This window comes from Anaerobacillus sp. ABA4_114, from assembly GCF_056159065.1.
The window spans coordinates 1,567,624-1,593,539 of record NZ_JBSWUM010000001.1 but is presented as its reverse complement, the minus strand read 5'-3'; the positions used below and the strand labels follow the sequence as shown (position 1 = coordinate 1,593,539).

Annotated in this window: 24 protein-coding genes; 1 reads left to right on the top strand and 23 read right to left on the bottom strand. The window is 41.4% G+C overall.

What is annotated here, in order from left to right; genetic code table 11:
• Window positions 1-12: 12 nt before the first annotated feature.
• The 10 genes from ACXAEY_RS07965 to ACXAEY_RS07920 all read right to left on the bottom strand — a co-directional run bounded on the left by ACXAEY_RS07965 (window position 13) and on the right by ACXAEY_RS07920 (window position 11,790).
• Entirely contained in the window at window positions 13-981 is a 969-nt protein-coding gene (locus ACXAEY_RS07965; protein WP_474811207.1) for an aromatic acid exporter family protein, read from the bottom strand.
• Window positions 982-1,103: 122 nt separating this feature from the next.
• Window positions 1,104-1,532: a BrxA/BrxB family bacilliredoxin gene (locus tag ACXAEY_RS07960; RefSeq protein WP_270179204.1), complete on the bottom strand. Its 429-nt coding sequence runs from the start codon at window positions 1,530-1,532 to the stop codon at window positions 1,104-1,106.
• A gap of 127 nt (window positions 1,533-1,659) precedes the next feature.
• Window positions 1,660-2,961, bottom strand: a complete 1,302-nt coding sequence (locus ACXAEY_RS07955) for a dihydrolipoamide acetyltransferase family protein (RefSeq protein ID WP_474811205.1) — start codon at window positions 2,959-2,961, stop codon at window positions 1,660-1,662.
• Window positions 2,962-2,987: 26 nt separating this feature from the next.
• Window positions 2,988-3,971, bottom strand: coding sequence for an alpha-ketoacid dehydrogenase subunit beta (locus tag ACXAEY_RS07950; protein WP_270179206.1), 984 nt, complete (start codon window positions 3,969-3,971; stop codon window positions 2,988-2,990).
• A 12-nt stretch (window positions 3,972-3,983) separates the two neighbouring features.
• The gene (locus ACXAEY_RS07945; RefSeq protein WP_474811202.1) at window positions 3,984-4,985 is read right to left on the bottom strand and encodes a thiamine pyrophosphate-dependent dehydrogenase E1 component subunit alpha; all 1,002 of its coding nucleotides are present in this window, start codon (window positions 4,983-4,985) and stop codon (window positions 3,984-3,986) included.
• 27 nt (window positions 4,986-5,012) lie between these two features.
• Window positions 5,013-6,434: a dihydrolipoyl dehydrogenase gene (lpdA, locus tag ACXAEY_RS07940; RefSeq protein WP_270179208.1), complete on the bottom strand. Its 1,422-nt coding sequence runs from the start codon at window positions 6,432-6,434 to the stop codon at window positions 5,013-5,015.
• 24 nt (window positions 6,435-6,458) lie between these two features.
• A complete protein-coding gene (gene buk / locus ACXAEY_RS07935) occupies window positions 6,459-7,568 on the bottom strand; it encodes a butyrate kinase (RefSeq protein WP_270179209.1) in 1,110 nt (369 codons plus the stop codon).
• A 13-nt stretch (window positions 7,569-7,581) separates the two neighbouring features.
• Window positions 7,582-8,679: a branched-chain amino acid dehydrogenase gene (gene bcd, locus ACXAEY_RS07930; protein WP_270179210.1), complete on the bottom strand. Its 1,098-nt coding sequence runs from the start codon at window positions 8,677-8,679 to the stop codon at window positions 7,582-7,584.
• Between the two features lie 24 nt (window positions 8,680-8,703).
• Window positions 8,704-9,603: a phosphate butyryltransferase gene (yqiS, locus tag ACXAEY_RS07925; protein ID WP_270179211.1), complete on the bottom strand. Its 900-nt coding sequence runs from the start codon at window positions 9,601-9,603 to the stop codon at window positions 8,704-8,706.
• 135 nt (window positions 9,604-9,738) lie between these two features.
• On the bottom strand, window positions 9,739-11,790 hold the full coding sequence (locus ACXAEY_RS07920) for a sigma-54 interaction domain-containing protein (protein WP_474811198.1): 2,052 nt from the start codon (window positions 11,788-11,790) through the stop codon (window positions 9,739-9,741).
• Window positions 11,791-11,976: 186 nt separating this feature from the next.
• On the opposite strand from ACXAEY_RS07920, the gene ACXAEY_RS07915 reads away from it, so the two are divergent.
• Window positions 11,977-12,231 carry a DUF2627 domain-containing protein gene (locus ACXAEY_RS07915; protein WP_270179213.1) on the top strand — a complete coding sequence of 85 codons (255 nt, stop codon included), beginning with the start codon at window positions 11,977-11,979 and terminating at the stop codon, window positions 12,229-12,231.
• Window positions 12,232-12,254: 23 nt separating this feature from the next.
• Here the strand turns inward: ACXAEY_RS07915 and spo0A are convergent, their stop codons facing one another.
• From spo0A to accC, 13 genes are all read right to left on the bottom strand, one after another.
• Complete coding sequence (gene spo0A / locus ACXAEY_RS07910; RefSeq protein ID WP_270179214.1) at window positions 12,255-13,055, bottom strand: sporulation transcription factor Spo0A; 801 nt, start codon at window positions 13,053-13,055, stop codon at window positions 12,255-12,257.
• 241 nt (window positions 13,056-13,296) lie between these two features.
• Window positions 13,297-14,592 (bottom strand): SpoIVB peptidase, encoded by a 1,296-nt coding sequence (gene spoIVB / locus ACXAEY_RS07905; RefSeq protein WP_270179215.1) that lies wholly within the window; start codon window positions 14,590-14,592, stop codon window positions 13,297-13,299.
• Between the two features lie 124 nt (window positions 14,593-14,716).
• Entirely contained in the window at window positions 14,717-16,405 is a 1,689-nt protein-coding gene (gene recN / locus ACXAEY_RS07900; protein ID WP_474811195.1) for a DNA repair protein RecN, read from the bottom strand.
• Window positions 16,406-16,432: 27 nt separating this feature from the next.
• The gene (gene ahrC / locus ACXAEY_RS07895) at window positions 16,433-16,882 is read right to left on the bottom strand and encodes a transcriptional regulator AhrC/ArgR (RefSeq protein ID WP_270179217.1); all 450 of its coding nucleotides are present in this window, start codon (window positions 16,880-16,882) and stop codon (window positions 16,433-16,435) included.
• A 151-nt stretch (window positions 16,883-17,033) separates the two neighbouring features.
• Entirely contained in the window at window positions 17,034-17,840 is an 807-nt protein-coding gene (locus ACXAEY_RS07890; RefSeq protein ID WP_474811192.1) for a TlyA family RNA methyltransferase, read from the bottom strand.
• A 6-nt stretch (window positions 17,841-17,846) separates the two neighbouring features.
• Window positions 17,847-19,739: a 1-deoxy-D-xylulose-5-phosphate synthase gene (gene dxs / locus ACXAEY_RS07885; protein WP_270179219.1), complete on the bottom strand. Its 1,893-nt coding sequence runs from the start codon at window positions 19,737-19,739 to the stop codon at window positions 17,847-17,849.
• Between the two features lie 29 nt (window positions 19,740-19,768).
• Window positions 19,769-20,368 carry a CNNM metal transporter family protein gene (locus tag ACXAEY_RS07880; protein ID WP_270179220.1) on the bottom strand — a complete coding sequence of 200 codons (600 nt, stop codon included), beginning with the start codon at window positions 20,366-20,368 and terminating at the stop codon, window positions 19,769-19,771.
• 756 nt (window positions 20,369-21,124) lie between these two features.
• Complete coding sequence (locus ACXAEY_RS07875) at window positions 21,125-21,982, bottom strand: polyprenyl synthetase family protein (RefSeq protein ID WP_474814762.1); 858 nt, start codon at window positions 21,980-21,982, stop codon at window positions 21,125-21,127.
• Between the two features lie 20 nt (window positions 21,983-22,002).
• Window positions 22,003-22,251, bottom strand: a complete 249-nt coding sequence (locus ACXAEY_RS07870) for an exodeoxyribonuclease VII small subunit (protein WP_442865072.1) — start codon at window positions 22,249-22,251, stop codon at window positions 22,003-22,005.
• Window positions 22,238-23,596 (bottom strand): exodeoxyribonuclease VII large subunit, encoded by a 1,359-nt coding sequence (gene xseA, locus ACXAEY_RS07865; protein ID WP_474811190.1) that lies wholly within the window; start codon window positions 23,594-23,596, stop codon window positions 22,238-22,240. The genes ACXAEY_RS07870 and xseA overlap by 14 nt, the downstream gene beginning before the upstream one ends.
• 28 nt (window positions 23,597-23,624) lie before the next feature.
• The gene (gene nusB / locus ACXAEY_RS07860; protein ID WP_270179224.1) at window positions 23,625-24,011 is read right to left on the bottom strand and encodes a transcription antitermination factor NusB; all 387 of its coding nucleotides are present in this window, start codon (window positions 24,009-24,011) and stop codon (window positions 23,625-23,627) included.
• Window positions 24,012-24,140: 129 nt separating this feature from the next.
• The gene (locus tag ACXAEY_RS07855) at window positions 24,141-24,536 is read right to left on the bottom strand and encodes an Asp23/Gls24 family envelope stress response protein (protein WP_270179225.1); all 396 of its coding nucleotides are present in this window, start codon (window positions 24,534-24,536) and stop codon (window positions 24,141-24,143) included.
• An 11-nt stretch (window positions 24,537-24,547) separates the two neighbouring features.
• Window positions 24,548-25,915 carry an acetyl-CoA carboxylase biotin carboxylase subunit gene (accC, locus tag ACXAEY_RS07850; RefSeq protein ID WP_270179226.1) on the bottom strand — a complete coding sequence of 456 codons (1,368 nt, stop codon included), beginning with the start codon at window positions 25,913-25,915 and terminating at the stop codon, window positions 24,548-24,550.
• Window position 25,916: the final 1 nt, after the last annotated feature.

Below are 25,916 nucleotides of genomic sequence, written 5' to 3'. Positions count from 1 at the left end.
GTTGCAATGAAATCATTCGTCCTTTGAAAAAGCTCCTGGCTTTAAGTACCGCTTTAATAATAGATACTGTTCGATCTCGTTCAAGAAATGGTGAAGGGCAGAACGTGTTTCAAACTCTGATCGATCTGATGGTAACGCTGAATTTCTAAACTCTTCTCTCATTTCGTATAGCTCATCAAGAAAGACGCTTGCCGTATTTTGCGGCTTTACAGCATGACTTAATTTCTCCATAAACTCAGCCATCTTCTGTCCTTGTATGTAGGTTTGATCAAGAGAAGAAATGATCGGAAGTAACCTTTCTAGTATGAAAAATTGCTTTTCACGCATTTTAAAGTACTTATAATATTTATCATCATCACGCAGCATATGATTCTCGATATCTTTGAGCGCAATGCTTTTCGCTTCTTGTAGAGCATCTCCGACTTCAAGCATCTCTTTACCATCCCAGGAACTTTCCCCATGTCTAAGATAGACGGCATATTCCATCAAGATCACCGAAAACTTTTCTTCAATCTGTACCCTGTACTTCAACAGATCTTTTTCTAAATTAGGCATATAAAGATTAAATAGCAGCGCCACCCCTATTCCAATCACAATAATCGCTACTTCATTGAAGACGATATCCCAACTTATCGTACCAAAATTATAAATATGAAGAATGATAACTGAACTTGTAATGACGCCTTCCGTCGCTTTTATTGCAACTACTGCTGGAATAAACATAAGTAGCAATAGGGATATACTTAACGGATTGTACCCGATCCCCTCAAAAAATACTGCACTAAACAAAATTCCAAGCAAACAGGCAAGAAACCTTTGCCACGAACTAAGAAACGACCGTTTCGTCGTAGGTTTGATACAGAGTATCGTAAGGATCCCCGCTGAAACATAGTTATCTAGTGAGAAAATTTGTGCGATCGTGATCGCTGTTCCTGTACCTATTGCGGTTTTTAATGTTCGATAACCGATTTTCAGTTTCAATTCCTATACTTCCTTCCACCTCGTTATACTTCCTTAATATCCTACAAAGTCTCATCCTTAAACGGAAACCTTCTAAAATAACAGAAAAAAGGCAACAGGTCCAAGCCTGCCGCCTTCTGTTATTAGCAATATTTATTGAAAAGGTATTGAAGCATTCCCACTACTTCTTCCGGGTCGCTTCCTTCGATCTCGTGACGTTCTACCATGTTGATGATCTCTCCATCTTTGAGAAGTGCAAATGAAGGAGAAGATGGTGCGAATCCAGTAAAGTAAGAACGCGCTTTTGCAGTAGCTTCTTTATCTTGGCCTGCGAAAACGGTTACGAGATGATCAGGTGTTTTCTCGTTAGAAACAGCTACTTTGGCTGCAGGACGTGCAACGCCCCCAGCACAGCCGCACACTGAGTTGACCATTACAAGAGTCGTTCCTTTTTTCGCCATGACTTCTTCAACTTCTTCAGAAGTCGTTAGTTCTTGATAGCCAGCAGCTTTAATCTCTTCTCTTGCTGTAGCGACCACATCATTCATAAATAGATTAAAATCCATAGACATTCCATAATTCCTCCCTTATCTCGGTACATCTTACATTATATTGTATCGCGAATGCGTTGAAAATTCCAAGAATCCTTTTTGATTATTAAAGAAAATGGCCGTCTCATCGTTGAGACGGCCGATTTTATTAGTAAACAGAAGTATTTTCTTTAGAAATATTCTCGAGGTTTTGTTTCACACGCGCAAGGAATTTACCGCAGATCATACCATCCAACACACGGTGATCTAAAGATAAACATAAGTTGACCATGTGACGAGCGCCAAACATTCCATTATCCATAATAACTGGACGCTGAACGATACTCTCAACTTGTAGAATAGCAGCTTGAGGGTAGTTAATAATCCCCATTGACTGAACAGAACCAAATGATCCTGTGTTATTTACCGTAAAGGTTCCACCTTGCATTTCATCGCCTTTAAGCTTACCTGTTTTTGCTTTTTTAGCAAGCTCTGTTACTTCACGAGCAATGCCTTTGATGGATTTTTCATCAGCGTTTTTAATAACCGGAACAAATAGAGAATCGTCAGTACCAACTGCAATCGAGATGTTGATGTCTTTCTTCTGAATAATTTTGTCACCAGCCCACATCGAATTCATTTGAGGGAATTCCTTTAAAGCTTCGACAACAGCTTTCACGAAGAAAGCAAAGAATGTTAAGCTATAGCCTTCTTTTTTCTTAAAGTCATCTTTAATACTGTTTCTATATTCAACTAAGTTCGTCACATCGACTTCTACCATCGTCCACGCATGAGGAGCTTCATGCTTACTGCGAAGCATATTGTTAGCGATCGCACGACGGACGCCGGTTACAGGAATCTCAATATCACCTTCACCAACAGGAACTTCTGCTGCTTCCTTCTCAGGCGCTGCTTGAGGAGCTTTTGGAGCACTCGGTGCTTCTTGAGGTGCTGCTTGCTTCGGCGCTTCCTTCTCGGCTTTAGGTGAAGGAATTTCACCAGAATCTATGATCTTCTGAAGATCTTTTCTAGTAATTCGTCCACCTTTACCCGTACCGCTTACTTGATCAAGGTCGATGTCGTGCTCTTGTGACATTCGTAATACTGCAGGAGAGTAACGCTTCTTCATCGCTTGATCTTCCTGCTCTTGTTCTTTCTTATCTTCTGAAATATTCTCTATCGCTTTTTGTCCAGTAGAGTCTTCTTGCGTCTCTTCAGCAGAACCTCCACCTTCAATTTCAATATAGCAAACAAGTTCACCGACTTCTAACGTGTCACCTTCATTAGCTACAAGTTCTTTAATCTTGCCGGTAAAAGAAGATGGCACTTCAGCATTTACTTTGTCTGTATTGACTTCCGCGATTGGATCATACTTATTAACAGTATCGCCAACTTCAACTAGCCATTTTTCTATCGTACCTTCAGTGACACTTTCTCCCAACTGAGGCATCAATATTTTCTCAACTGCCATGCTATAACCTCCCTCGAAATACGCTTTTAGTATTCAGCAAGCTCTCGCATTGCTTTTTCAACTTTATCAGGATTGATCATGAAGTACTTCTCCATCGGTGGTGAATAAGGCATTGCCGGAACATCTGGACCTGCAAGGCGCTGTATTGGAGAATCTAAATCGAATAGACACTCTTCAGCAATGATGGCAGATACTTCACTCATGATACTACCTTCTTTGTTGTCTTCTGTTACGAGAAGTACTTTTCCAGTTTTCTTAGCTGCTTCAACGATCGCTTCACGATCTAACGGATATACTGTGCGAAGATCGAGAATATGAGCTGAGATGCCGTCCTTCTCGAGTTTTTCAGCTGCTTGCAAAGCAAAGTGAACACAAAGACCATATGTAATAACGGTAATATCTTCACCCTCACGCTTCACGTCTGCTTTACCGATTGGAAGGGTGTAATCTTCTTCAGGCACTTGGCCTTTTATTAAACGGTAAGCACGTTTATGTTCAAAGAATAAGACTGGATCTTCATCTCTGATAGCTGCCTTTAGTAAGCCCTTCGCATCGTATGGAGTAGAAGGCATTACAATTTTCAATCCTGGAACATTTGCAAACAATGCTTCAACAGATTGTGAATGGTACAATGCACCATGGACGCCGCCACCGTAAGGAGCTCTTATTGTGATCGGGCAGCTCCAATCGTTGTTAGAACGGTAACGAATCTTCGCAGCTTCTGAGACGATTTGGTTAACAGCTGGCATAATAAAGTCAGCAAACTGCATCTCAGCAACAGGTCTCATACCGTACATCGCTGCACCGATTCCAACTCCAGCAATCGCAGATTCTGCTAGTGGTGTATCGATCACGCGATGCTCTCCAAACTCATCATAAAGGCCATCTGTCGCTCTGAAAACGCCACCTCTTACACCAACATCTTCTCCAAGTACAAATACCTTCTCATCACGCTGCATTTCTTCTCTTAGTGCTTGTGTGATTGACTGAATATATGAAATGACTGGCATTATTACTCCCCCTTACTCTGCATATACATGCTTCATAGCATCTTCAGCAGGTGCATAATCCGCATTTTCTGCGTATTCCGTAGCTTCATCAACTTCCTTTTTCACACGTTCGTTGATTTCATTTTCAATCTCATCTGTTAGAACACCAGACTCCTTCAAATAAGCAGCAAACGTGATAACAGCGTCTTTCTTCTTAGCTTCTTCAACTTCTTCTCTCGTACGATAAGCGCGATCATCATCATCACTTGAGTGAGGAGTCAAACGATAGGAAACCGTTTCAATAAGTGTTGGTCCTTCTCCACGACGACCTCTTTCAACAGCTTCTTTTGCAGCTTCATATACCGCTAATGGATCGTTTCCATCAACTGTTACACCTGGCATACCATAGCCTATTGCACGATCAGACACTTTTTCACAAGCTAACTGTTTTGAAACAGGAACAGAAATCGCATACTTGTTGTTCTCACATACAAAGAGTACTGGAAGCTTGTGCACACCTGCGAAGTTTGCAGCTTCATGGAAATCACCCTGGTTTGACGACCCTTCACCAAATGAACAGAACGTTACCAAATCTTTTCCTTCCATGCGTCCAGCTAGCGCAAATCCTACAGCATGCGGGACCTGTGTGGTTACAGGTGATGAACCAGTAATAATATTGTTCTTTTTCTGACCAAAATGTCCTGGCATCTGCTTTCCGCCAGAGTTTGGATCCTCTGCTTTAGCAAAACCTGATAGCATTAGGTCTTTGGCTGTCATTCCGAATGTTAAGACAACACCCATATCACGGTAGTACGGTGCTACAAAATCCTTTTCTGGATCCATTGCATATGCTGTACCTACCTGAGCCGCTTCTTGTCCCTGACATGAAATAACAAAAGGAATCTTTCCTGCGCGGTTTAAAAGCCACATCCGTTCATCAATTTTTCGAGCTAATAACATCGTTTCGTACATTTCTAGTACACGCTCATCAGTTAGCCCTAGAGCTTCGTGACGCTTTTCTGTCTTGTTAGCCATTATTTCTACCTCCTCATTCGAGTTATATTAAGAATGAATCGCCTTACCATCAACTGCTAATGCTGCTTCACCGATCGCTTCAGAAAGGGTTGGGTGAGGGTGGATCGTATGACCGATCTCCCAAGGTGTTGCATCTAGTACCTTCGCAAGTCCTGCCTCAGAAATCATGTCAGTAACATGAGGACCGATCATATGTACACCTAGAAGGTCATCATTATCTGCATCTGCAACTAATTTTACAAACCCATCTGATTCACCGAAGACAAGCGCTTTACCGATAGCTTTAAAGAGAAACTTACCAGTTTTGACGTTATGACCCTGCTCTTTTGCAGCTTCTTCCGTTAATCCTACGCTAGCCATTTCAGGACTACTGTAGATACAGCTTGGTACTTTTGAATAATCCATTGGTGCAGGATCTTGATCAGCCAAATGTTCAACCGCAGTAATTCCCTCGTGAGAGGCAACGTGTGCTAGCTGCATTCCTCCGATCACATCACCGATCGCATAGATGTGAGATTCAGCTGTTTGGAAAAACTCATTCGTTTCAATAACGCCTTTTTCAACTTTAATCGACGTATTTTCAAGTCCGATGTTCTTTACGTTCGCTTCTCTACCTACAGATACGAGCATTTTTTCCGCGTTAAACGTTTTCATTTCACCTTTGTGTTCTGCTTGTACGGAAACACCTTCGCCTTTTTCAAGTGTGTCGCCCATAACCTTAGCACCAGTGAAAAGCTTGATGCCCTTTTTCTTCATCAAACGAGCTGCTTCTTTTGATACTTCATGATCTTCTGTCGGTACGATTCGATCAGCATATTCAAGTACGGTTACTTCAACACCGAAGTCTGATAGCATGGAAGCCCACTCGATACCGATAACACCACCTCCAACGATGATGATCGATGAAGGAAGAGATTCCATACGGAGTGCTTCATCAGAAGTCATGACATATTCTTCATCCACTTCAAGTCCTGGCAATGTTCTAGGCTTTGATCCCGTCGCAACGATGACGTTCTTTGGAATCAACATAGGGTTTTCCTCCCCGTTGTTCATTTCAACGGAAACGGTTCCAGGCATCGGTGAGAAAATAGATGGTCCTAAAATTCTTCCAAACCCTTCGTAAACGTCGATCTTCCCTTGCTTCATAAGATGTTTCACACCATTATGGAGCTGATCTACGATGCTTTGTTTACGTTCTTGAACTTTTTCAAAATCAAGCGCAACTTCTTTTGCCGTCACACCAAATTTTTCACCGTGTTTTGCTGTCGCAAAAACTTCAGCACTTCTTAGCAACGCCTTACTTGGAATACACCCGCGATGGAGACATGTACCTCCAAGCTCACGTTTTTCTACAATCGCTGTTTTTAAACCGAGTTGAGAGGCACGGATCGCGGCAACATAACCGCCCGTACCTCCACCAATTATGACGAGATCGTACTCTTCAGCCATCCAAATTCTCCTTTTGCGAAAAAATTATTTTAAAACCATCGTACTAACCGTTGTGTTGGGGTACTCTTTCGCATCCTCTTCATTTCTTAGTACGCGCAAGCCACCTTCTGCGAGAGCTTGAAGTTCGTTCTCTCCTGGGTGAACCATGACATCTGCAATCCATTTAACATGGTCTGTGATCTGTTTTACGAATTGTTTGCCATAAGCCATTCCACCAGTTAACACGATCGCATCTACTTCACCGCATAAAACCGCACTTGCAGCACCGATTTCCTTGCCGATCTGATATGCCATCGCATCATAGACAAGCTTAGCTTTTTCGTCACCAGCTTCGATTAATTCTTCTACTTTCACAGCATCATTTGTACCTAAGTAGCCAACGAAACCTGCTTGTCCTACTAGTTTTTTCATGATTTCTTCAGCGTAGTACTCTCCTGAGAAGCACATTGAAACTAAATCACCCACGGGAACTGTGCCCGCTCGTTCAGGTGAAAAAGGCCCCTCTCCATGTAGACCATTGTTAACATCGATCACTTTCCCGTTTTTATGGACGCCAACAGTAATTCCACCGCCCATATGAGTAACGATCAAATTAAGGTCTTCATATTTCTTGTCTAGCTGTCCAGCAACCCTTCTAGCTACTGCTTTTTGGTTCAATGCGTGAAAGATACTTTTACGCTCGATTTCTGGGACACCAGAAAGTCTAGCCACGTCCTGTAGTTCATCAACCACAACAGGATCAACAATAAAGGATGGAATGTTAAGTTGTTCTGCAATCTCAAAGGCGATGATTCCGCCAAGGTTGGAAGCATGCTCACCAGAAAATCCATTTCTTAAATCTTCAAGCATTTGCTCATTAACAGAATAAGTTCCACCTTCTATCGGGCGAAGAAGGCCTCCGCGACCTACCACGGCGGCAAGTCGCGAAATGTTTATCGCTTCTTCATCTAGTGCTTCTAGAATCGTGCTCTTTCTAAATTCATACTGATCGATGATTGTTTCAAATTGATTGATTTCTTCTGCATCATGACGGAGTGTTTTCTCAAACACTGCTCGCTCATTATCAAAAATACCAATCTTTGTTGACGTTGAACCTGGGTTGATTACCAGTAGTCGATATTCTTTATCAGTCACTTGAAACCCTCCGTTACTTACGATGACTTAAAATGTGTTGAGAGTTCATCAAGAATTGGCTTCTTGATTGTTTCATTGCTTCGATTCTTTCTTCAGCAAGTCGATCTGCTGCTGCATAAGTAGGAATACCGTCTCGTTTAGAGATTTCGATGACCTTAGCGATATTGTCGTAGATTCCTTCAACACGCTTCATCGCGCGATCGCGGTTATAACCATACAATTCATCAGCAACGTTGATAACTCCACCTGCATTAATCACATAGTCAGGAGCATATACGATACCCATTTCATGGATTTGGTCCCCGTGTGTCGTTTCACGAAGCTGGTTGTTTGCGGCACCTGCGATTACTTTTGCTTTAATCTTCCCAATCGTATCATCGTTAATGACTGCACCAAGGGCACAAGGAGCAAAAATATCGCAATCCACTGTGTAAATATCATCAATATCTACAGCTTTTGCTCCAAAGTCAGAAACTGCACGATCTACAGATTCTTTGTTGATATCTGTAACAACGAGTTTCGCGCCCTCTTCATGAAGATGTTTACAAAGGTTGTAAGCTACGTTACCGACTCCTTGAACAGCTACAGTCTTACCTTCAAGTGAATCCGTACCGAAAGCTTCTTTCGCTGCAGCTTTCATACCAACATAAACACCATAAGCAGTTACAGGAGATGGGTTACCTGAAGAACCGAAAGCAGGAGAAATTCCTGTTACGTATTCCGTTTCCTCATGAATCGTATCCATGTCATGAACCGTTGTACCAACGTCTTCAGCGGTGATGTAACGACCATTCAAGCCTTGGATATAACGTCCGAATGCTCTAAACATTGCTTCGTTCTTATCTTTTCTAGGGTCACCGATGATAACTGTCTTTCCTCCACCTAAGTTCAAACCTGCTGCTGCGTTTTTGTAGGTCATCCCTTTCGCTAATCGAAGAGCATCTTCAAAAGCATCTGCTTCTGAATCATATGTCCACATTCTTGTTCCACCTAGTGCTGGTCCAAGAGTCGTATCATGGATAGCAATAATCGCTTTTAAACCTGATGCTTTATCCTGACACACAACAACCTGCTCATAATCATAAGTTTCCATATATTTGAATAGTTCCATTTAAATCTTCCTCCCTGATCGTTCTTATTTATTGGTAGAGCTTACTGCTAGAGCGATACTATAAACTTTACTTTCTGCATCATCAGATCGTGAAGTTAATACGATTGGAGCTTTAGCTCCTGCGATGATACCCCCGACCTTCGCATTAGCGAAATAGACAAGAGATTTATAAAGTGCATTGCCTACTTCGATTGAAGGCACTAGCAAGATATCAGCAAATCCAGCTACTTCACTCTTTATTCCTTTGTGACTTGCGGATTTAGCTGAAATAGCATTATCCAAAGCAAGTGGGCCATCGACCACACAGTTTTTTATTTGACCTCTAACGCTCATCTGACTTAAAGCGGCAGCGTCGAGGGTTGCTTGCATCGATGGGTTAATGACTTCTACCGCTGCAAGAGGTGCAACTTTCGGTGTTTTTATACCGATCGAAGTAGCTACTTCTACTGCATTGTTTACGATATCAACCTTCTGCTGAAGGTCAGGTGCTATATTCATGCCAGAATCAGTAACAAAGATCATTCTGTCATATCCAGGCACATCAAACGCCGCAAGATGCGAAAGACTTTTGCCTTTTCTAAGGCCATACTCTTTGTTTAACACTTCTTTTAGAATGGTTGAAGTCGAAACCATCCCTTTCATCAGGACATCGGCTTCACCATTTCTGACAGCGGTTACAGCTGATTTGCATGAGTCCTTATCATCTGAGGAATGCACGACACGTACATCTTCAGAATGAGTGAGATCTTTCTTTTCTAATATGGACATGATTTGTTTTTCATCGCCATAGAGAATAAACGAAGCGAGCTTTTGATTCACAGCCATTCTCACAGCTTCGATCACTTCTTCATCTGCAGCTGCTGCTAAAGCCACTACTTTGTTCGTTTGCTCAGTAGCTTCCTTCAATAAGTTGTTTAGGTTCATGATGTCTCTCCCTTCGTGTCCACCACATTATATAATGCAATTTTCATGCCAAGTTTAAAAAGGTATTAGATCGCGCATTTTCCCCATCATTACCATGCAACCTTTTGCAAAGTGCGCAAATTCTTGCATGCCACTTTATTCAACCCCGTGTTTCTCCATCTTATAATAGAGGTTTCTTAAAGATACTCCTAGTGCTTTGGCAGTAGCCGTTTTGTTTCCGCCATAGTATTGAAGGGTTTGGTCAATCGTTTTCCTTTCAAACTCATCCACTAGTTGTGACAGAGACTTCTCAGGAGTTCTTTCAACCGAGAGAAGATCAGCATTTTTCGTCTCACTTAATAACGATGGGATATGAGACAGTTGGATAACTGACTCAGCTGCATCCATATGGATGACAATTCTTCCCAAAACATTTTCAAGCTCTCTCACATTCCCTGGCCATTCATATTGCTTGAGATACTCTAACGCTTTAGGAGTAATGCCTTCAACATTTCTCCCGTAGTCCTGATTAATCTTGGCTATCAAATGGTCCGATAGAAAGCCTATATCTTCTTTCCGTTGCCTAAGTGGTGGTATCTGTATCGGCATGCGATTCAATCGATAATATAAATCTTCCCTAAATGAACCATCCATTATTCTCTTTTCAAGTTTTGCATTCGTAGCAGCGATTATTCTGACATTGATGGATATCGGATTCGTACCACCTACACGAACGATTTCTTTCTCTTGAAGAACACGCAACAGTTTTACTTGTGTACTTAGAGATAGTTCACCGATTTCGTCGAGAAAAATGCTCCCGCCGTTCGATTCTTCAAACAGACCTCTTCTTCCGCCCTGTCTTGCTCCTGAAAAAGCACCATCTTCATAACCGAAAAGCTCACTTTCAAGCAAGGATTCAGCGATAGCAGCACAATTGACTCTAACAAACTTGTTGAACTTTCGATCGCTTGCATTATGTATCGCGTGCGCGAATAATTCTTTGCCTGTCCCAGATTCCCCCCTCAGCAACACAGTTGCTGGCGTTGAGGCGGCGAGCTTTGCTTGTTGTATAGAGAACGACATTTCTTCAGAGCTTCCAATAATGTCTTCAAACGAATATTTCGCTTCAAGGGTTCGAATAATTTGTCTTGCTCTTTGAAGTTGATTGTTTAACGAGTGCAGTTCAGATACGTCATGGATGACTCCTACACTTCCTTTTAACCGCCCATCAACGATTACTGGGGAAACATTAACAACCACATCACGCTTCTTTGGACCGACTTTCATTTGAACGCCACGGACAGGTTTTCTAGAGCTCAATACACGCATGTGCATGCTTTCACCTTCAGATATGTCTGTTGTTGCTGGCTTTCCGATCACTTCGTCTTCATCTAATCCGGTCAATCTGGAGTAAGCAGGATTGATCATCAACCCTCTACCATTTTCATCAACAACAGATATCGCTTCATCAGATGATTGGATAATTGCCTTTAACATAGACTGAATGCTTTTTAAGTTCGTAACTTCTTGAGCCATTTCTTCGATTGCAGTCATATCTCGAAAGACTGCCATCGCTCCAACACGAGACCCATTGCTGTCTAATAATGGTATCCTTGTTGTTATAATTTTCTTTCCGTTTGGTAAAAGCTGTTCCTGATTCACTTCGGAGTGTCCACTGGCAAGGACCCTAGGGAGTCGACTCGTCGCCATCAACGAGCCTACTGGCTTACCAATAGCTTCTTCTTTACTAATACCGGTTACTTTTTCTGCGCTCCTATTAAACAGCGTCACACATTCATCTTTATCTATCGCGATCATTCCATCATGTGTGGAATCGAGTATGATTTCTTGTAATTTCGATTGATGCCGGAGCGTATCGATCAACAATTCTTTTTCTTCGATCAGGTGCAATACGACGTTTGCAACTGCTCCTGGAATGAGTACAGTTTTCTTACTGCGTTTTTCACGTATTTCTTTAAAAACACTGTCTCTCCCTGTTGCTTCAATAATGACATCGATTTCAAAATGGGATAATGGAATCGTCCAGTCATTATAAACCTTTATTCCTGCCTCTTTAGCTGTAATCATACCAGGTGCGTTTTCATTAAGGTCCACAACCGCTACGACATTCATCATCTTTGTTTCTCGAAGGATATTTAGTAACGCGTTACCACCGTTCCCAGCTCCAACGATCATACATTTGCGCAATTATTCATCACCTGCATTTCTCACATGCAATATATTTCATACTTATCATACAACTAAATATCAGTTTTGACAAATCATGCATGGTTCGTTTCGAAAATTTGTCAAAAAGCGTTTACAACTGTCATAGACACGAACTGTTTACTTCGCTACAATGTCAATAGTATTTGTAGAAAGGATGCGCACCATATGCGATTATTAGCTCTCCTTATTGTGCTGATCCCCGGATTAATTGGGGTTTATGGAATTAAATTAATGAGAGATGTTGTATTCGGGATAACGATTCCTCCCTTTACTTCGCTCATTTTACAATTTATTTTAGGTTTAGTGTTTTTTCTAGCTGGACTAGCGTTCGTAGGAGGTTTTATCTTCTATCGAGATCGAAAGCGGAATAAAGTTCAACAGCGATTTTCTTCAAATAGACATAAAAAAACAAAGTCCTGATCGACTTTGTTTTTTTATGCTTATTATCTTGTGTGTGAATAGTTTTCCGAATTATGTTCGATTCTGAGTTTATCTGCAACCATTGCGATAAATTCACTGTTCGTTGGTTTTGCCTTTGACATGCTGACCGTATAACCAAACAGGTTGGATATCGATTCAACGTTCCCTCTACTCCAAGCGACTTCGATCGCGTGACGGATTGCACGCTCAACCCTAGAAGAAGTCGTATTAAACTTTTTCGCAATATCAGGATATAGAACTTTTGTGATCGACCCGAGCAATTCAATGTCATTGTATACCATCGTAATTGCTTCTCTTAAGTACATATAACCTTTGATATGTGCAGGTACTCCAATCTCATGGATGATACTCGTAATGCTCGCATCTAGGTTTCTAGGCTTGTTTTCTCTAGCTGGACGTTTATAAGATTGTGTGCTGTTCGTAAATGTCGTTTTCTTACCGCTTACCTGCCTCACATGACTAGCAAGGTTATCCATATCGAACGGTTTAAGTATAAAATACGAAGCTCCAAGATCGACCGCCTTCTTCGTTACATCTTCTTGTCCAAATGCCGTCAACATGATTACGCTGCACGTATAATTCATTTCTCGTAAACGTTCAAGAACAGCTAGTCCGTCGAGGTGGGGCATAATGATATCAAGAACTAACACATCAGGCTCTTCTTCTTCGAGTACCTCAAGACATTCTTGGCCATTGAACGCAGTCCCTACAACTTCAATATCCTCCTGTCGAGACATATATTCCTCAATTAAGTTAACTAATTCCCGATTATCATCTGCTAGGCAAACTTTAATTTTTTGCACGGCTCCGTCTCTCCTTCCCAAGTTTGGTTACCGTTATATAGAAATTCAACGGGCCACATAATTTTCCTCTAAAATTTCTAAAAACATTTAAATTTAATACAAATCCTGCATTTATCTCTTTAATTCTTCAGCTTACTTCATTATTCTACATTTTCTGAATACTCTATTACTTTTGTCGAATTTTCTTCATACAAAGTATATCATGCTTATATAACGAAAGAAAGCGAACATTGAGCTTTTTTTAGCTCGCTGTTCGCTGACCATTACGATCTTCTTTATAAATATTGATTCCTGCTTCTTCAAGCATCCATTCTATGTGAACCCCATAACCAGATGTCGAGTCATTTACAAACACGTGCGTTACTGCTCCGATAACTTTCCCGTCTTGAATAATCGGGCTTCCACTCATTCCTTGTACAATGCCACCGGTTTCCTTTAACAATTCAGGATCAGTAACTTTTATGACCATTCCTTTAGTAGCAGGAAACTTCTGTGGAATAGAGCTAACCACTTCAACATCGTATGCTTTTACTTCGCTACCTTTCACAACAGTCAAGATTTTAGCCGGTCCTTCTTTCACCTGATGTGATAATGCGATCGGCATTGGTCTATCATACATGCCATTCTTAACTTGATTGTTCATTTCACCAAAGATACCGAATGGACTGTTACGAGTTATCGTTCCTAACTTATGATCGGTATTTGAAAATCTGGCTAGTTTTTCACCAGGATGCCCATTGCTCCCTTTTTCAATCGAAGTAACTGAAGAGCTATAGATCTCACCATGATGCACAACGATCGGTTTCTTTGTGTCCATGTCCGATATTACATGACCTAGAGCACCGTATTTCTTACTGTCTGGATGATAGAACGTTAAGGTACCTACTCCTGCAGCAGAATCTCTAATATAAAGTCCGATTCGATACTTTGAGTCCGATTTGTCCTTAACAGGAACCAATTTTTTGTTTAGTTCCTTATTTTCACGTACAATCGTTACTTTTAAAGCATTACCATCTTGTCCAACTTTTTTTACAATCGTTCCTATGTCACTCATTTTTTGGACGGATTGACCATTGATTTTCGTAATGATATCTCCCACTTGAATATCAGCTACTTCGCCGGGGGAACGGTCTCCTTTAGTTGTATGAATAAGGTGATGTCCTACAACGAGTACACCACGGGTATTCAGCTTCACACCTATCGATTGTCCACCAGGTATTACTTTAAAATCAGGAAGGACTTTAACACCTACTTGCTTGATAGGAAACGTACCTACTGTAAAATCAAGTATATCTGAACCACTGCTTACACCTTTAACTGTAATCTGATCTGAATTTTTGTTAACACTAATCACGTCAGGATTTTTTACAGTTGAAGCGGTGGTCATAACAGATGAGATGTCAGTTTGATCTCCTTCAAACAAAACGATTTCATCTGGAATCGAAAGAAATAATTGAACTGGATTTGAAAATCCAAAAGCAATTATTAAACCAAGGAGAACTGCACCAATCACTTTTCTAATTATCTGTGTCTTCAAACCTTCACTCTCCTCGCTCTTGCCCACACCTCCAACATGGCTGTACTTATAATTTTGCCTTAGCAGACGGTTATTATAACCGATAAAAATGAAAATGCTATCCTTAGTTGGATAGCATTTCATCTTATGTTTTTATTTGATCAGCCTGCAATAATAATTCTTTTGCATGCTTCTTCGTTAATTCAGTCATCTCAGCACCTGAAATCATTCTTCCAAGTTCTTCTATCTTTTCATCAGTGCTTAATTTTCCAACGCTCGTTTTCGTTCTACCTTCTCCTGTTTCCTCTTTAGAAATATATAAGTGATGATCAGCCATCGCTGCTACTTGAGGAAGGTGCGTGATGACTAAAACTTGAGAACCTGAAGAAAGACGTTGGATTTTTTCTGCCATCGCCTGAGCAACTCGTCCACTTACGCCAGTATCGACTTCATCAAATATGATGGATGTGATTCCCTGATGTTTTGAAAAAATCGATTTGAGAGCTAGCATGATCCTCGATAATTCTCCACCTGAAGCGGTCTTCGAAAGTTGTTTTAAAGGCTCACCAGGGTTTGTTGATATCATGAAGTCGATGTCATCTTTACCAGACATGTGGAACTCCTGTTTTCCAGTCACATTAAAGTTGATAGCAAATTCTGTCTTCTCCATATATAGATCTTGTAATTCTTCATGAATAGCGCTAACAAGTTTGTCGGCAATTTGCTTCCGAAGCTTTGTTAAGTTATCAGCCTCAACCCTTAAATCCGCCGTTATGTCAGCTAAACCATTTTCAAGCTCTACAATTCGGTCTTCACTGTGAGTTAATTTATCGACTTCATCTTCGATCGAAGCAGCGTACTCTAGGATTTCTTCGACAGACTCACCGTACTTTCTCTTTAACCCTTGTATTTCGTTTAAACGTTCTTCAACAAAATTTAGTCTCGTCGGGTCAAATTCGAGTTGATCTCTATATGAATTAATTTTGCCTAACGTTTCTTCTAAAAGGTAAAATTGATTTGCCACTTCTTCATGGTACTCTTTTAACTCTTCATCAAGATCTGAGACCGTTTCGAGTTGGGACATTGCTAAGCCTAACCAGTCTAGACCTTTGTTATCCCCCTGGAGTGAATGATAAACATCCTGAAGTGCACCAAACAACTTTTCAAAATTCCCTAAACGGAGCTTTTCCTCCATGAGATCTTCATCTTCATTCGGGATTAATTCCGCTTTTGTAATCTCTTCAAGCTGATATTGAATCAAATCAAGTCTTTGTGCCATTTGCTGTTCGTTTTCAGTCAAATGCTTCAGCTGTTCTCGAACTTTTTTGTAGCGGTTGTATATCCCTCGATATTCTTCCAAGGCTGGACCAATCGAACGTTCTCCAAAATTATCAAGCAAAGAAAGATACTTATCAGGTTGCATAAGGTCTTGGTGTTCATGTTGACCATGGATATCGATCAATGATTGACCAATCTCTCGCAAGATTCCAAGCGTAACGAGCTTGCCATTCACTCGACAGATACTCTTCCCTGCACTGGATATATCTCTTCTCAACACCACCATATCATCCAATACTTCGATTCCGACATCTTCTAGCTTTTGTATCGATGGGTGGTTTTCGTCAATATGAAACAAACCCTCAATTTCTGCTTTTTTTGTGCCATATCTTACAAATTCAGCAGAACCTCGACCACCAACCAGTAAGCCGATCGCATCGATAATAATGGATTTTCCTGCTCCGGTTTCTCCAGTAAGCACAGTTAGGCCACGGTCAAACGATACAGTTACCGCTTCAATGATCGCGAAATTGCGAATAGATAATTCGGCTAACATATTCTCCCACCTTCAAAGATCATCATATTACAACATATCGATAAAGCGCTGAGAAATCAGAGGGGCATGTTCAGGCTTCTTACAAATAATTAAGATTGTATCATCCCCACTGATATTTCCCATTATTTCTTCCCAATCTAAATTGTCGATCAATGCTCCTATAGCGTTCGCATTTCCTGGTAACGTCTTCATAACGATTAAATGATCAGCATCATCAATACTAATGAAAGCATCAGTTAACGTTCTTTTTAGTTTTTGCAGAGGATTAAATCGCTGATCGGCTGGAAGACTGTACTTATACCTACCATCGATCGTAGGTACTTTTACGAGATGGAGTTCTTTTATATCTCTTGAAACAGTCGCCTGTGTAACATTAAACCCTGCACTTTTTAAACAATAAACAAGCTCGTCCTGAGTTTCTACGTCCTGATTGGCTATTAGCTCTCGGATTTTTATATGGCGTTGACCTTTATTCATTTAAAACCCTCCAAAAAAATACACATATGTAACGTCAGCCTTATTATATAGCCCTATCCTCTTTTTGTATAGGCATACATAAATATTCATTTGAATCGTACGCTATTTTCGTAACCAGATCGATTAAAAAAAGGATACACGTATGTATCCTTCAAAGTTGATTGTGTGCCTGATCGACTACTTCAACTACATTTACTTCTACTAAACCTTCATGAACCTGTTTCCATCCAAGGTGCAAAAGAAACTCAATATTCCCTTCCCCACCTGTAATAGGAGAGAACGAAAGCCCTTTGACTTGATAACCAGATTCAGTCACAAATTCGACCATATCTTCTAATACTCTTTGGTGTACTTTTTTGTCTCGGACGATTCCTTTTTTTCCTACGTCGTCTCTTCCAGCTTCAAACTGTGGTTTGACAAGTGCGACAACTTCCCCACTCGTTTCAAAGATCGTCTTCAAGACAGGAAGGATGATTTTAAGAGAAATAAACGAGACATCGATGGAAGCAAATTCAGGTAATCCACTTGTAAAATCATCTTTCGTACAATATCGAAAGTTTGTTCTTTCCATGACTACCACTCTGTCATCTACACGAAGTTTCCATGCCAGCTGATTGTATCCAACGTCGAGTGCATAAACTGTTGAAGCCCCGTTTTGTAAGGCACAATCTGTAAAACCACCTGTTGAAGAACCGATATCAAGGACGACCTTGTTCCTTAAATCAAGCTCAAATGTCTCGATTGCTTTCTCTAACTTGAGACCGCCTCGCCCAACATAACGGAGTGTGTCGCCTTTGACATGGAGAACAATATCATCGTTAACTTTGACTCCTGGCTTATCTAATCGCTCGGATTCAGAATACACCAAACCCGCCATAATCGCTCTCTTTGCTTTTTCTCTTGTATCGATCAGCCCTCGATTAACAAGGAGCACATCTAGTCTTTCTTTTTTTGCCATGTTACTCTATGCCCTCTTTTGCTTTGCTGGTAATATTTTCTTTGCCTTTTCAGCAATATCTTCCGCAGTCAAACCAATTTCTTTCAACAGTTCTCCTACACTTCCGTGCTCAATATACGTATCAGGAATACCCATTCTCTCAATCGTTCCATGCTGGTACCCACTGTCATTTACATACTCTAAAACAGCACTTCCGAAACCACCTTGCAAAATCGATTCCTCAACAGTCAGCATCGGGATACCTTCTTGGATAAGCTCTGACATCATTTTCTCATCAAGCGGTTTGATGAAGCGCGCATTGATGACTCTTGCTGAAATGCCTTCCTTTTCCAATTGCTCGGCTGCTTTTAATAAATCTTGTAGGGTAGGACCGAATGAAAGAAGTGCAATATCAGATCCTTCTCTTAACACTTCCCAAGAACCGATCGGTATTTCTTTTAGTTCCTTATCCATTGAAACCCCGATGCCATTTCCACGAGGGTAGCGAATTGCAATAGGACCACTATTATATTTGTATCCTGTGTAGACCATGTTCTGTAGCTCATTCTCGTCTTTCGCCATCATTAGAACCATATTTGGAAGGTGACGAAGGAATGAGATGTCGAATACACCTTGATGCGTTTCACCGTCAGCACCGACTAGGCCAGATCTGTCTATAGCGATCAATACATTCAGGTTTTGACGGCAAACATCATGAACTAATTGGTCATATGCACGTTGTAAAAACGTAGAGTAAATAGACAGTACAGGTTTTAATTCTTGAGTAGCAAGTCCCGCAGCCATCGTTGTTGCATGCTGCTCTGCGATCCCTACATCAAACAATCTGTCTGGAAATTGATTCTCGAATGCTTCCCACTTAGACCCAACTGTCATAGCAGGGGTAATAACTGAGATCCGATCATCTTTTTCAGCTAGTTTTCGAACCGTTTCACTAACTACCTTGCTGTAACCAGGGGCAGCAGCTTTAGGCTTAATTTGCTCTCCAGCTTCAATTTTGTATGGACTCACACCGTGCCACGTCCCAATTTGATCGTTTTCAGCGGGGTGATAGCCTTTTCCTTTTTTAGTCAGAACGTGAACGATCACTGGTCCTTTTGTTTTCTTGGCATAGTTAATATTTTCCATAAGAGCGTCCACGTCATGACCATCCACCGGACCGAGATACGTAAAACCTAGCTCTTCAAAAAAGATTCCAGAAACTAAAAGGTATTTCATTGCATCCTTCACACGTTCAGCTGTGGAAGCTAATGCGCCACCGAACGCGGGAATTCTCTTCAATAAGTATTCAAGTTCCTCTTTTGCTTTATGATATTTACCAGCAGTCCTCATTTTCCCAAGAACATTGTGGAGTGCACCAACGTTAGGAGCAATGGACATTTCATTATCATTCAATATGACGAGCATATCTTTTTGTTCGTGACCAATATGGTTGAGTGCTTCTAGAGCCATTCCACCCGTTAATGCACCATCACCGATGATCGCCACGACATTTTCGTCTGTTCCTTTAATATCGCGGGCAGCCGCCATTCCCATAGCTGCAGAGAGAGAAGTCGAACTATGACCTGTTTCCCATACATCATGTTCACTTTCATTCCGTTTTGGAAACCCACAGAGTCCTTTATATTTTCTGAGAGTATCGAATTGCGTACTTCTTCCTGTCAAAATCTTATGGACGTATGCTTGATGCCCTACATCCCAAAGAAACTTATCTTTCGGACTGTCAAAGATTTTGTGTAACACGATCGTGAGCTCTACGACACCAAGATTCGGTCCTAAGTGTCCCCCTGTTACGGAAAGTTTGTTAATCAAGAACTCCCTAATATCTTCTGCTAACTCTGTCATTTGTTCAACATTATATTTTTTTAAAAATTTCGGATTCTCGATTTTTTCCAAATCCATGGGAATGTCCTCCCCTTCTATATTTCGATTTACGCTTGCTTCTTTTTCTTCTTGGACTGTTTTGCAACCATCTTAATTTTGAACGTTTTTTCAATTAAGTATAAGAATCGACCTACTTGAAAGATGATTTGTGTAGAAAAATGAATTGCAAACGTTTTACCGAGGGCTTTTCCCCCTACAGTCAAGGCAGCGACAACACTGGTAAATACTACTGATACTATATATTGAAACAGAGATCCTTCGTCATGTCCAAGTTGAAGTGTCAACTGAACGACAACGGCAGCTGCTGCAGTACCACTTATGATACCCGAAATGTCCCCGATCACGTCATTACAGAAACTTGCCACGCGGTCTGCGTTTCGTGTAATGAAGATAGCGTGCTTTGCTCCAGTCAGTCGTTCCGCTGCCATCGCATGGAACGGCACTTCATTGGCAGCAGTGGAAGCTACTCCTATTGTATCAAAAAATATTCCTATAAGAACGATCAGTAAAACGACGACCATTCCGAGTGCCCAGGTTACGCCACTCAAAACAGCTGTTGATATGATTGAAAAAATAGCCGCTAACACAAGTGTGATAACGGCAATCGCTAAACTCCAGTTTATGGACTTTGATATCGAAGCTTTCATCTTTACTCCTTGTGAATATGAAATAAAAAGAGGTGTTCAGCATAACAGGTGAAACATGAGGAAGTTCAATTCCCTCATCCTGTCAAGTGAACAACCTCGTCGTTATGTATCGCAGAGTGGTCACTTAAAGAGTAAAGACTGCGGCTTAGGTCCAGTAGGTTTTCCCAAACGGATACCCGAACGTCGCCGTCCAGGCGGTTTCCCTTTACATCCGTCTTAGCGTGTCACCATTGGCTAGACTGGATTACCACTTAGTCCGCACTATAATCCCCTTTAAGTGTCACTCGGAACAGTCTAGGAGTTTTCCTCAACAGTCCTGGTCAATTCCTAGCCTCTTTTGCAGAGCAGATTTCATATGGGTGGTAGAAAAAGCATGCTGGCCTAGCAACGCCTTTCCAATAAACCATAATCCCCTCTAGCTCCACTCAAGGCAGGCTACGCTGTTCAGCCGCATCCCTGGCGACTGAAACAGGTTCATACCCCATTTCATAGCTGGCGGCGTTAACCGCGCAAGCTACAAGAATAGGCCTCCGCGGAAGCAGGGTCAACGCCCACATGCCTTTGTGGATCGCCCTGCGACCTTAACTCCCAGCATCGACCCAAGTCTGGGCGACTCAAGCCAACACCAGGAACTTCATCGATGTGCCCTATGGCGGATTTTTAGGCCCGCCTTCAGAATAGCCGGACTGACTAGAATACTGCACCACTCAGTCTATTTGTATTATACCACAATACTTATATATTCTCAATTTTGTTCTAATGATCTCTTTCTATAATAAATTTAGCAAGAGAACGCAACCGATCAGTACCTACCCCAACTTGTGCTAAATGCAGTAGCGCCTCATCATAGTGAGAGGCTAGTTTATTTTTTGCACCTTCCAAAGTAAGAAGCTTTGGATAGGTACTCTTTTTATTCGTTTCATCGCTTCCAGGTAACTTCCCAATCTTTTCCTGGTCACCCTCAACGTCTAAAATGTCATCGCTAATTTGAAAAGCGAGTCCTAAATGTTCTCCAAATTGTTTTAAATGAGACATTTGTTCATCAGTTGCATCTCCGATTACCGCACCCGCAAGAATCGAGTATACAAGCAGTTTCCCCGTCTTATGATGGTGGATGTATTCAAGCTCTTCAAGAGTGAGTTCTTGTTCTTCACCAGAAAGATCGGCTATCTGTCCGCCAACCATCCCGCTAGGACCAGCAGCACGTGCCATAAGCGTTATTAACTTCACTTTCTGATCGTCTCGTAACAATGAATCGCTAATAACCTCAAAGCTCTGTGTAAGTAATGCATCTCCTGCAAGGATTGCAACAGCCTCACCAAACACTTTGTGATTCGTTGGCTTTCCCCGTCTCAAGTCATCATCATCCATAGCAGGGAGGTCATCATGGATCAGCGAATACGTATGAATCATTTCTACGGCGCTCGCAGCATGAAATGCTTTTTCTTTGGATGCGCCAAACGCTTCTGCTGTTGCCAACATAAGAATAGGTCGAATCCGCTTCCCTCCTGCATCTACAGAGTATAGCATCGCTTCTTTCAACTCACTCGGCATTTCTAGTTGTGAGATGAACCCATTCAACTCTCCATCGATTAATTTCTTACATTCTTTCATGTAAGTAGTCAGATCTGACGTCACGCCTCATCCTCCTGAACCGAGAAGCGTTTAATCTCTCCATTCTCACCAACAATCTGATCCATTTTCCCTTCGATCGACTGTAACTTATCATGACAAAGGTTCGATAAGTTCATCCCTTCTTGAAAGAGTGAAATTGCTTTTTCGAGTGGAACATTCCCTTCTTCAAGAGAGCCAACGATTTCTTCAAGTTTCTGCATCGCTTCTTCAAACGTAACGTTTTCGTATTTTTCTTCATTCTTCTCCATGTGAATCATTCTCCTCCAATCCCCATACGTGAGCATCTATCTTTCCATCAGTCATCTGAACCTTTATGACATCACCAGGCTCAACTTGCTTAACTGACTTCACTAACTTGTCTTCTTTGTATGCAAGGCTATAGCCACGCTTCATGATTTTCAACGGGCTGAGTGCATCCAACTTACCCGTTGCATGTGCGAAATCCCTTTGCTTGCCTTGAACAACCCTAGACATCTCTTTATATAACGATGAACGTAGGTCTTCAAGTCCCTTCGCAGATTCTCTTACCAATTGCTCTGGGTGCTTTTTAAGAAGCTGTTTATGATTTCGTTCAACACGCTCTTTCGTGTAGTCGATCTGGCGTTTCATCGTCTTACGAAGCCGTTCGACTTGTAAATCAAGCTCCTGCTCTTTTTGACTTAACAACTGGTTCGGATAGCGAAAGGCATACGATCTTTGAAGGCGTAAAAGTCGTTCTTGTTCACTTTGCTTCTTTTCTTTCATGACTCTAATGAGTCTATGTACCCTCTGTTCCAGACGTTCTTTCAGCTCTAACATGCTAGGAACTGCTAGCTCAGCTGCGCCAGTAGGAGTAGGTGCTCTTAAGTCTGAAACAAAATCTGAAATGGTGTAATCCGTTTCATGTCCAACAGCAGAAATAACAGGGATTTTCGAACGAGAGATGCTTCTAGCAACGTCCTCTTCATTAAAAGCCCATAGCTCTTCGATCGATCCGCCACCTCGACCCACAATTAATACGTCGATCATTTCCATCGAGTTTGCCATCTCTATCGCTCTGACGATAGAGTCTTTGGCATTCACACCTTGAACGAGAACAGGAAAAACAGTGATTCGTGCAGAGGGATAACGACGCTTAATCGTTGTGAAGATATCTCTGATCGCAGCTCCAGTAGGAGAAGTGATGACACCTATTTCAGAAGGATATCGAGGTATCGGTTTTTTTCGATCAACTGAGAATAAACCTTCAAACTCTAACTTCTTCTTAAGTTCTTCATAAGCTAGATAAAGGTTTCCAATGCCATCAGGTTGCATCTCCCTAGCATACAATTGATACTGTCCGTATGGTTCAAAGACTGAAATCTCACCTCTGATCAATACCTTCATACCATTCTCAGGTTTAAATTTCATATGACGGTTATTGCCAGCGAACATAACGGACTGCACTCTAGATTTGTCATCTTTAACAGTAAAATATAAATGCCCTCTACTATGCAGCTTCACATTAGAAAGTTCTCCTCTAAGCCATACATCCTGTAGTGCAGGCTCATTGTCGATCATTCTTTTCACATGCCTTGTTAGAGCAGTTACTGTAATATATCGATCTGTTACCAATCTTCCCCCTCCTTCCACCGCAAACTTGTTAAGCTTTTTGAATCATTTTAGACAAAACGCCATTAACGAATCGTCCAGACTCATCTCCACCAAACATCTTAGCAAGTTCTACAGCTTCATTCAGACTTACATTAACTGGAATATCTTCTCTTGCAGTCATTTCATAGCAGGCCATCCTTAATACGGATCGATCCACGTTTCCAATTCTGTTAAAGTTCCAGTTAACGAGATTGGCTTTTATTTTTTCATCTATTTCCTCTAGGTTTTCAAGCGTTCCAAAGACAAGCTCAGATAAAAACTCGTCACCTTCTCCATCGCTTAATACGTGTTCCAGCGCCTCTTTCGGATCGGTGTCTGTCACATCTATTTGAAACAACGCCTGTATGGCCTTTTCTCTTGCATGTCTTCTTTTCATTGCTATACCCCTTTTACGCTAATATTGCTATACCAATAGATGATAGCATATTGTAATAGACAAATACAGGTTTTCCAATTGTGAATCTCTCTAAAAACAAAAAAGCAGAGGGGATCAGATCCCCTCTACTTATTCTTCATCTTCTGTTTCTTTTTTATCAAATGTGATACCGACTACACTTACATTGACTGCACTGATTTCTAGAGCAGTCATCGTAAGAAGAGCTTGTCGAATGTTTTCTTGAATTTGCTGACATACTTCAGGGATTGAGAGTCCATAGCTCACAACTACGAAAGCATCAAGAATGATGCCATCTTCGCCAAGCTCAACTCTTACTCCTTTGCGATGGTCTTTTCTACCAAAGCGCTCAACGACACCAGAGGCAAAGTTCCCTCTCATCTCAGCTACACCATCTACTTCCGATGCGGCGATACTTCCGATGACCTCGATGACTTCCGGAGATATTTCGACTTTTCCAAGCCCTGTATCGTGCTCTTCCATTTCAAAAGATTGAACTTCATTCATTTATGAACACCTCACTTAGAATTAGTAGTTTTTTCAGTTAGATCATATTTCTCGAGAAACTTTGTGTTAAAGTCGCCGCTTACAAATTTCTCGTGGTTCATGAGTCGCATATGGAAAGGTATCGTGGTCTTAACACCATCTACCACAAATTCACCAAGTGCACGCTTCATTCTCGAGATCGCTTCTTCTCTAGTTTCTCCATACGTAATCAGTTTAGCAACCATGGAGTCATAAAACGGCAGAATATCATAGCCCGGATATACCGCTGAATCAACGCGTACACCGAAGCCGCCTGGCGGTAAATACATATGCACGTTACCAGGAGAAGGCATGAAGTTCTTGTCAGGATCTTCTGCATTAATTCTACATTCGATCGAGAAGCCTTTAAAGGTAACATCCTCTTGTTTAAAGCTCAATTCTTCGTTTGAAGCTACTTTAATCTGTTCTTTAATCAAGTCAACTCCAGTAACCATTTCTGTTACAGGGTGTTCAACTTGAATTCTAGTATTCATTTCCATGAAGTAAAAGTTCCCTGTTGGTTCGAAAATAAACTCAACGGTTCCAGCTCCAGAATAATTAACAGCTTTTGCAGCTTTAACGGCTGCATCCCCCATTTTTTCTCTGATCTTACTATCGAGACCTGGAGATGGTGTTTCTTCTACTAGCTTTTGAAGACGTCTTTGGATCGAACAGTCTCTCTCACCTAAGTGGATCGCGTTTCCATGATTATCTGCTAATACTTGGATCTCCACATGGCGAAAGTCCTCGATGAATTTTTCAATATAAACCCCAGGGTTTCCAAATGCAGTGGAAGCTTCCTGTTGTGTAATATTGATTCCTTTGACTAGGTCTTTTTCATCTTTCGCGATACGAATTCCCTTTCCTCCACCACCAGCAGTAGCTTTGATGATGACAGGGTATCCCATTTCATTAGCCAAAGCGACACCTTCATCTGCGTCCTTGATGACACCTTCAGAACCAGGAACGATCGGTACTCCCGCTTCCTTCATCGTTGTACGTGCAACATCTTTTGTGCCCATACGACTGATTGCTTCAGGGCTTGGTCCGATGAACGTAATATTGCATTCACGGCACAGTTCAGCAAAGTCTGCATTTTCAGCAAGGAAACCATATCCTGGATGGATTGCATCTACACCTGTTACAGTTGCGATGCTCATAATGTTCGTGAAGTTCAAATAGCTATCTTTGGCTGCAGTTGGTCCAATACAATAAGCTTCATCAGCAAGTCTTACGTGCAATGCTTCCTTATCGGCCTGGGAATATACTGCTACTGTTTCAATGTCCATCTCTTCACAAGCACGAATAATTCGTACAGCAATTTCTCCTCGGTTAGCAACGAGTATCTTTTTAATAGTCATA

Excerpts from the sequence above, each read along its gene's own strand:
- ahrC (WP_270179217.1), bottom strand. The coding sequence starts at position 16,882 with ATGAATAAAGGTCAACGCCATATAAAAATCCGAGAGCTAATAGCCAAT.
- dxs (WP_270179219.1), bottom strand. The coding sequence starts at position 19,739 with ATGGATTTGGAAAAAATCGAGAATCCGAAATTTTTAAAAAAATATAAT.
- yqiS (WP_270179211.1), bottom strand. The coding sequence starts at position 9,603 with ATGAACCTAAACAACTTATTGAAGGAAGCTACTGAGCAAACGAACAAA.
- bcd (WP_270179210.1), bottom strand. The coding sequence starts at position 8,679 with ATGGAACTATTCAAATATATGGAAACTTATGATTATGAGCAGGTTGTT.
- lpdA (WP_270179208.1), bottom strand. The coding sequence starts at position 6,434 with ATGGCTGAAGAGTACGATCTCGTCATAATTGGTGGAGGTACGGGCGGT.
- ACXAEY_RS07955 (WP_474811205.1), bottom strand. The coding sequence starts at position 2,961 with ATGGCAGTTGAGAAAATATTGATGCCTCAGTTGGGAGAAAGTGTCACT.
- recN (WP_474811195.1), bottom strand. The coding sequence starts at position 16,405 with ATGTTAGCCGAATTATCTATTCGCAATTTCGCGATCATTGAAGCGGTA.
- ACXAEY_RS07950 (WP_270179206.1), bottom strand. The coding sequence starts at position 3,971 with ATGCCAGTCATTTCATATATTCAGTCAATCACACAAGCACTAAGAGAA.
- ACXAEY_RS07915 (WP_270179213.1), top strand. The coding sequence starts at position 11,977 with ATGCGATTATTAGCTCTCCTTATTGTGCTGATCCCCGGATTAATTGGG.
- ACXAEY_RS07890 (WP_474811192.1), bottom strand. The coding sequence starts at position 17,840 with ATGGCAAAAAAAGAAAGACTAGATGTGCTCCTTGTTAATCGAGGGCTG.
- ACXAEY_RS07870 (WP_442865072.1), bottom strand. The coding sequence starts at position 22,251 with ATGGAGAAGAATGAAGAAAAATACGAAAACGTTACGTTTGAAGAAGCG.
- ACXAEY_RS07960 (WP_270179204.1), bottom strand. The coding sequence starts at position 1,532 with ATGTCTATGGATTTTAATCTATTTATGAATGATGTGGTCGCTACAGCA.
- ACXAEY_RS07880 (WP_270179220.1), bottom strand. The coding sequence starts at position 20,368 with ATGAAAGCTTCGATATCAAAGTCCATAAACTGGAGTTTAGCGATTGCC.
- nusB (WP_270179224.1), bottom strand. The coding sequence starts at position 24,011 with ATGAAAAGAAGACATGCAAGAGAAAAGGCCATACAGGCGTTGTTTCAA.
- ACXAEY_RS07945 (WP_474811202.1), bottom strand. The coding sequence starts at position 4,985 with ATGGCTAACAAGACAGAAAAGCGTCACGAAGCTCTAGGGCTAACTGAT.
- ACXAEY_RS07875 (WP_474814762.1), bottom strand. The coding sequence starts at position 21,982 with ATGAAAGAATGTAAGAAATTAATCGATGGAGAGTTGAATGGGTTCATC.
- accC (WP_270179226.1), bottom strand. The coding sequence starts at position 25,915 with ATGACTATTAAAAAGATACTCGTTGCTAACCGAGGAGAAATTGCTGTA.
- ACXAEY_RS07855 (WP_270179225.1), bottom strand. The coding sequence starts at position 24,536 with ATGAATGAAGTTCAATCTTTTGAAATGGAAGAGCACGATACAGGGCTT.